The following is a 743-nucleotide window of genomic DNA, read 5'->3' as shown; positions in this document are numbered from 1 at the left end:
GGGGAGCGAGGGCGTCGACCGTGATGCCGGTGAACGGACGGTCGGTGGCGGCGAGTTTGGCGGCCACCCGCTCGACTCCTTCGGTCACGGAGCGCCGGTAGTGCTCCGCGGTGAGGTCATTGAGCAGGTGCGAGCGCATGTGGGGGTCCTCCGGTAGGGGACGAGTTCCGTACGGAACGGGCGAGGGCGGAGTCGCGCGAGATCAACTTAGGTTAGCCTAATCTAACTTTGACTGGCGCGAGCTCCGCCCCTCCGGAGGCGTGACCGGCGTCACTCCTGTGCGCGCAACTCCTCCTCGCTCAGGCCTTCCCGCCAGTAGCCGACGAAGGTGACGCGCCGCCTGTCGATCCTGCGCTCGCCGACGAAGTGCCGGCGGAGCTCCTTCACGCACCCGGACTCGCCCGCGATCCAGACGTACGGGTGCTCGGCGGGCGGGAGTCGGACCTCGCGCAGGGCCCCGAGAGCCGTGGGAAGCGCCGGGGCCCGGCTGTCGTCGCGCACCATCCAGGTGACCTCGGCGTCGGCCTCGGTGGCCACGTCCTGGATGTCACCGGCATGGCGCACCTCCAGCCAGGCGCGCACCCTTGTGCCGGCCGGCAGGGACTCCAGGATCGCGGTCGCGGCCGGTACGGCGGTCTCGTCGCCCCACATCACCACCAGGTCGGTGTCCCCGGGTGGCCGGAAGCGGATCGCCCGGTTGTCCGCGACCGCCGGGCCGAGCAGCAGCACACGGTCGCCGGGTG

The 743-nt window shown here is 71.5% G+C and carries 1 protein-coding gene; it reads right to left on the bottom strand.

The window, feature by feature from the left end:
- Positions 1-270: 270 nt before the first annotated feature.
- On the bottom strand, positions 271-743 hold a 473-nt coding region (locus tag BZY54_RS47830), incomplete at its 5' end, for a siderophore-interacting protein (RefSeq protein WP_143668421.1).

Source organism: Streptomyces carpinensis, assembly GCF_002154505.1.
Taxonomy (GTDB): Bacteria; Actinomycetota; Actinomycetes; order Streptomycetales; family Streptomycetaceae; genus Streptomyces; species Streptomyces carpinensis.
Note: the sequence above shows the minus strand (reverse complement) of the source record. Positions and strands in the feature narration are given on the sequence as shown.